Origin of the sequence: Vibrio sp. OPT18 (genome assembly GCF_015163615.1) — a bacterium.
Lineage (GTDB): Bacteria > Pseudomonadota > Gammaproteobacteria > Enterobacterales > Vibrionaceae > Vibrio > Vibrio coralliirubri.
The window spans coordinates 125,021-131,020 of sequence record NZ_JADDYK010000028.1 but is presented as its reverse complement, the minus strand read 5'-3'; the positions used below and the strand labels follow the sequence as shown (position 1 = coordinate 131,020).

Here is a 6,000-nt window from a genome sequence, read left to right as displayed (position 1 = left end):
CCAAGCAAATCGAGGCCGCAATAACATGCCTGGACAACTCTGTAAGCTGCATTACTGGCGGTGCTGGGACTGGCAAGACAACGGTACTTAGAACGGCTCTCAGGGCTTACCGTCAACTCGGCTTTGAGATACACGCGGTTGCGCTCAGTGGTCGCGCTGCAATGAGGCTACATGAGTCAATCGGCTTTATCACTTCAACTATTGCTAAGTTACTTCGTAAGGAACCGATTGAGCCAAGTGTTGAGCAGCCGAATCATCTACTGGTGATTGATGAAGCGAGCATGATTGACTTGCCGACGATGTATCGCCTTGTGAATCACATTCATCCCTCTGTACGATTGATATTCACTGGCGACCCGGACCAACTACCACCGATCGGCTGTGGTAAGGTACTGGCAGATATCGTTAAAGCAAAAACGGTGGCTAATACGATGCTGGATATCGTCAAGAGACAGGAGGGTTCAACGGGTATCCCTGAATACTCAATGCTCATCAATCAAGGTGTGATACCTGATCAATTAAGCACGGGGACAATACACTTTCACGAAACCAGCACAACAGACATTGCCAAAGTCTGTTGTGAGCTTTACCAAGAGTCCCCTGAAAGCAGTCGTGTCATGGCTCCAACCAAGGCGCTCGTATCAGAAATTAATAAACTCACCCAACAAGCGGTCAATCCAAACAGCGATAGCCTTGAATTCGAAATCAATGGCGACAAGTTCTTTCTACCACTTAGCTTGAATGATGCGGTTTTATTCACGCAGAATCATTACGAGAAAGGCATTCAGAACGGCTCTCTTGGCACTCTAACCAGCGTCAAGCCTTCTGGTGACAGTTACTGGATACGGGTGAAAAGGTCGAGGTAACACAAACCGTTCTAGACTGCATGGAGTTGGGTTATGCAATCACCTTGCACAAAGCTCAAGGATCACAGTTCCCGCGCATCATTATCGCCCTGCAAAAAGGAAGAATAGTTGATAGAGCTTGGCTCTATACTGCAATTACGAGGGCTGAAAGTGAAATTCATATTGTCGGTAGTAGCAAGGAAATGAAGCAGATTACCGAAGCACTTAGCCACTCTCATAAGAGGAACAGTTACCTGGAAAAGCTGTTGCAGTAGTATTTTGTTGCAGTAGGTATTTAAAACTCGTTTATGCCCCTTTTTGCATTAGACCTATTACTCATACATATCCTGTTAATGTGCGTTTGACCTACCAAAACTTATCCGAATGCAGCACATTTATAAATTATACTTCACAGTGTGGTCTAACCTATCAACATAGCCACTAACCTATTGATTATAAATTGAAGTTCCCGAAGAAAGGTTGCATTATATGTACATAAAATACGAAGTATAGTCGTACAGATAGCGTTATGTGCCAGAGCGAGTTAGGAGTCATGTCTTACATGAGTATTCAGTTAAAGTTGGTTCAACTTCGAAAGAAAATCAGAGCAAATAAAAAGAAAGTAACTAGCGCAATCATTGACGATCACTCAGCAGAAATGTGCATAATTTGTGGTTCTCAAGATCAATTGACTAGAGAGCATGTGATACCTCAATGGGTCTATAATCGTTGTACGAAACGAACATTCGAAACAACAACTAACGGTATTTCTCAGACTTACAATAAAACCACACTACCTGCATGCAAAGATTGTAACTCGAATCTCCTTGGTTATTTGGAGAGACATTTGAAGCATGAATTTGAAAAAGTCGATGTTAGTCACCAAGAGTTCTCACAAGAGACCTTAGAGTTAATCATCCTATGGTTAGAAACTCTAGAATACAAATTTCAAGTACTCGACCTTCGCAGAAATTTAAATAAGGTAAAAGGTGCAGAGTACATTCCTTTTATTGGCAAAATGCCTATTGCTATGTTCCAAGGCTCTATGGATACGAGTCCTGCAAAGGTGTTCTCAAATTTTCGTTCGGCATTGCAAGTATTGAGTGTGAAATCAAAGGCTGATAAGCTTAATTCCCTTTGTATTATCCATACTACAAACAAAGACTTTCATTTCTTTCATTCTACAAATAATTTTATATTCATAGAGTTAGCTGAGTTTGGGGTCGCGTTTTTCTATTTCTATAAACAAACGTTTGATGACCATAGTGCCGCCATAAAGTCTGCTATGGAAATAGTCCAAGATCACTATGCAGGAACAGGCACACAATAAAATCTTAAGTTTATCTGGAGTTCAGCATATGAAGATAAAAACAGGTACAGAGGCGGATTACCACCAGTGTATCGCAATTAAACATGAATACTTCAAGTGTCGCGATGCTTTTGAACAATTTCGGCAATCCGCCGAACATTTAATTCTGTCCGGTCATGATAAGTACAAATCTTATCGAACATACAATTCATATTCATATTTTATACATCACCTGTACGAGTTTCTCATTGCTTGCCACGCAAGAGACTTTGAAAATAAAAATATAACCGACAAAAAAGGTCCTCAGAAAAATCATTTCATAGACTCACTAATTGAAGAGGATGCTTATCGTGCGGTAAATGCAAGAATTGACCGTATTAGTCGTGGACAGGCTCCAAGTTATGAAAATGACATATCGCACTATGAAAAACTTCTACCTATACCAGAATCATTTGCAAAGGACTTTAGGGTTTATCGTAACAAGGTTGCTGGTCATGCGTCTTATGAGCGTACTAAAGACCTCAACTTAACCGATTTCTATCTAAAGTATCACTTTTACTTGTACCTATTGTTTGTAGATGTAGGTGAGTTTTGGGGAAGACAGGGAAGCGATTTTCCAGAATTCGAGGATGTGACAAATTTTATGAAAGCCATGGCGCGTGAATAAACTTAATCCCGAGTGTTGAACAAGTCTGATTCTTCTATATGTAAATTATGCGATCATATTTAGTGGTAACTTCGCCTTAGTTATATTCTTAAGGCATTAGACTGTGTAAGTGATTAGCCCGGTTCTGGGTAGGTCGAAAAACGAGTAAAACTTCATTTGCCATACTTGAAGTTATTCATGGGTTGCTAATATTCGATTTTCCGAAACTGATTTATGTCCAGAAACTGCATAGATACGAACCTCATAGACAATTTGGATAGCATAAGACGCTATCACTACGTTATTACTTAAAATCAGGCTGGAATCACTTACCTCACATAACCTACCTGTTAAGTTCTTAATAAGCATACCTAAACCCAGAGCTTTGTTCATAACTTTTGAATTTGCCGTTACTTCACTCTCCCGCCATAAGCAACATCAGTATTACTTAAAGTAAACTCTCTTATTATAAGTCTTTCTTCTGGCTCAGTGCTGCAATAAGTTTCTTTCTTTCGCTCTCTGTCATTTCATAGATCATGCACGCCAGTTCAGCAGAGCTTTCATCTTCACAGAAGAAATAATTGAGCGGCACACCAAGCTCATCGGCGATTAGCTTTAAGGTTTGAACATCTGGGGCGTGCTTGCCTTTCTCGTATTGATTCATTCGAGGGCTTGCTGAACTTGCATCCATACCTATGCTTTCTCCCAGGGATTTTTGAGAGAGCTTTGCTTTTTTTCGAGCTTGTTTGAGTCGCTCTGGGATTGGGTTTTTAAATGACACTTAGATTTCATTTCTCTGATCTCAAGTTAACTAAGATTTTCTTAGTTTTATGGATTTCTGTATACTAAGCAATCCTTAGTTTTTGGTTGGTGTAATTTTGGAAATGAAACGGGCTCGAAGAATCAGTGCTGTCATGCACAAGTTATTGATAGAAAATGGGTTAGATGGATTCACCGTGCTAGAAGCGAGAGATTTGTGGCTATCCCTTGATAATGTGGACTCCAATTCTGCCGAAGCTCACAAAAAGGTGTACCGAGCAATTTTTCACTTTGAAAAGAAAAGTTGGTTGCGAAGTGAGGGCTCAGGCCGGAAAAAACGCTACTTTCAAACGCAACAATTTAAAGAGTTACATAACAATGTAACAACGAATAACCAAGCGGATATGAAGCCTAAAGTACCCATTCAAAACTATTCCATTTTAAGCAATGAACGTAACGAATATAAGGGCGAATTGGAAATAATACTTGGGGAGATTGACGAGTATCAGTCGATCGTATCTCGATTTCCTGAGCTAGAGAATAAACTGGCCCCTTTGCATCAAGAGGCTAAAGAGCGCGCCGCTTTATTGCTCGGAAAAGTGAACGTTTTAACAAAGGTTCTTAATACTCTCTATGAAGGAAATGAACAGTGTTAAGGAAGTGGCAAAGTGAATGCTCTGACAGAGCGTTGAAAAAATATCAATCCAACTGCTCCCATTTCTTTTGCCAAGCTACACCTGGAGCAGGTAAGACAGTGCTTGCCGCTAATATTGCGTCAAGGTTGTTACAAAGTGACATGGTAGACCTTGTATTGTGCTTCTCACCATCGTTGACGGTTTCTGATGGTATAAAAAGAACCTTTTCGTCGAGACTTAAGTGTACGTTTAATGGTGGCATGGGATCTGTCGGGCAATCTTTAACATACCAATCTATCCAATTCCTCAATGACGAATTTTGGCAAACATTGCGGAATCACAGGGTCTTTGTTGTCTTTGATGAAATACACCATTGCTCTGGCTCTGAGGTTGAAAATGCGAACATTTGGGGGCAGCAAGTTCTCACTAAGATTCAAGGGCTTGCTACTTTTACCCTCGCACTTTCAGGTACACCGTGGCGTTCAGACTCTTTACCCATTGTGATGGGTGAGTACAGCGACCCAGACGGGCAGCTTCTTGTCGATTACCAATACACTCTTAAACAAGCTATAGCTGATGGTGTTTGTAGAACGCCCAAAATCGTCTTGGTTGATAATGAACACTTGTCTGTTAGTAGTAGAGAAAAAGTCGAATCCTTTTCATCAATATTAGAGATGCTTAAACAGACAAAAGCATCCTACCAGAGTGTTATTCACAACCAAGAGGCGATGGAATATCTACTCGGTTTAGGATGTGAGCAGCTAGAAAAAGTACGTCTCAGATCACCCAATGCCGGTGGGCTGATTGTTGCAGCTTCGGTTCAACATGCGCAAACAATCAAAGAGATACTATCTCAAAAGTTTGGGCAAACCGTTTCTATCGTCACTTATCGACATGAAGAGCCGCTAGCAGAAATAGAGCGTTATCGACAAAGCGACGCACAATGGATTGTTAGTGTAGGTATGATCAGTGAGGGTACTGATATTCCGCGCCTTCAAGTATGTTGCCATATGAGTTCAGTCAAAACTGAATTGTATTTCAGGCAGGTGCTCGGACGAATACTTCGTGTGAATAATACAATAAACCAACAAGCGTGGTTATTCACTTTTGCAGAGCAAAGCCTGATTGAGTTTTCTGAAAGGATTGAACAGGATATTCCTGAGTCTCGTCTCTATGTAAGTATGGGGAAACCTATCGAAACAGAGTTCTCTGGTCGACGAAATAGCTTAAGTGTCGCGCCTCCGCTTGAGCCCCAAAACAGCGCGAGAACAACAGTATCTTGGGAAAGCAGTACAGAAAGTTCAAATAGTCTCTATGGAGCATTAGGAATGTTTGATGAGCTTCGACTTGGGGCATTTAAGCAGAGAGTGATCTCGGCTTTCTCTTCCATGTAATTGAAGAAACCATAGGCTACATTTTCACTAAAGGCACATTGGGGAGGCCAGAATGAATTACTTTGCAGAGGACCCCTTCTAGGTAATGTAAACCTGGAGGGCAAATGAAACAGCTAAAACAGCAGTACCGAGAGCGCATTAAATACCAGCGCCAACACCTTTTGGATCTTTATCCGAGCGTTCGTAGTGGAACCCACAAGCACTTTTCTACCAAGCAGGAAAAGAGCTATTACTTTCTTCATAAGATTGAGTGCAGAGAGTACCCAGTTAAGCTGCGCGCCACGCGAGGAAGAGCATTAGCTAACCCATGGGACGACTACCCGTCTTATGTGTATGGCCTAGCAAAAAGTTGGAAGTATAACTCGAAGCGCCAAAACCAATACTACCGATAACCCATCAAAGCTCTCAATTC

At 41.2% G+C, this 6,000-nt stretch carries 8 protein-coding genes; 7 read left to right on the top strand and 1 reads right to left on the bottom strand.

Annotation, left to right across the window (positions count from 1 at the left end; all coding sequences use genetic code 11):
• The 4 genes from IQQ51_RS26670 to IQQ51_RS05500 all read left to right on the top strand — a co-directional run.
• A partial coding sequence (locus IQQ51_RS26670; protein WP_228012687.1) for an ATP-dependent DNA helicase occupies positions 1–866 on the top strand: 866 nt, incomplete at its 5' end.
• A gap of 20 nt (positions 867–886) precedes the next feature.
• Complete coding sequence (locus tag IQQ51_RS26665; RefSeq protein WP_228012686.1) at positions 887–1,120, top strand: ATP-binding domain-containing protein; 234 nt, start codon at positions 887–889, stop codon at positions 1,118–1,120.
• Between the two features lie 287 nt (positions 1,121–1,407).
• Positions 1,408–2,175 (top strand): hypothetical protein, encoded by a 768-nt coding sequence (locus IQQ51_RS05505; RefSeq protein WP_102336708.1) that lies wholly within the window; start codon positions 1,408–1,410, stop codon positions 2,173–2,175.
• Positions 2,176–2,203: 28 nt separating this feature from the next.
• A complete protein-coding gene (locus tag IQQ51_RS05500; protein ID WP_102336715.1) occupies positions 2,204–2,821 on the top strand; it encodes a hypothetical protein in 618 nt (205 codons plus the stop codon).
• 445 nt (positions 2,822–3,266) lie between these two features.
• On the opposite strand, the gene IQQ51_RS05495 is transcribed toward IQQ51_RS05500, so the two are convergent.
• On the bottom strand, positions 3,267–3,581 hold the full coding sequence (locus tag IQQ51_RS05495) for a helix-turn-helix domain-containing protein (protein WP_061026023.1): 315 nt from the start codon (positions 3,579–3,581) through the stop codon (positions 3,267–3,269).
• Between the two features lie 103 nt (positions 3,582–3,684).
• Here IQQ51_RS05495 and IQQ51_RS05490 point away from each other — a divergent pair, with 103 nt between their 5' ends.
• From IQQ51_RS05490 to IQQ51_RS05480, 3 genes are all read left to right on the top strand, one after another.
• Positions 3,685–4,215 carry a hypothetical protein gene (locus IQQ51_RS05490; RefSeq protein WP_061026026.1) on the top strand — a complete coding sequence of 177 codons (531 nt, stop codon included), beginning with the start codon at positions 3,685–3,687 and terminating at the stop codon, positions 4,213–4,215.
• The gene (locus IQQ51_RS05485) at positions 4,209–5,588 is read left to right on the top strand and encodes a DEAD/DEAH box helicase (RefSeq protein ID WP_061026027.1); all 1,380 of its coding nucleotides are present in this window, start codon (positions 4,209–4,211) and stop codon (positions 5,586–5,588) included. Before IQQ51_RS05490 ends, IQQ51_RS05485 begins: the two co-directional genes overlap by 7 nt.
• Positions 5,589–5,692: 104 nt before the next feature.
• Positions 5,693–5,980 carry a hypothetical protein gene (locus IQQ51_RS05480; RefSeq protein ID WP_061026029.1) on the top strand — a complete coding sequence of 96 codons (288 nt, stop codon included), beginning with the start codon at positions 5,693–5,695 and terminating at the stop codon, positions 5,978–5,980.
• Positions 5,981–6,000: the final 20 nt, after the last annotated feature.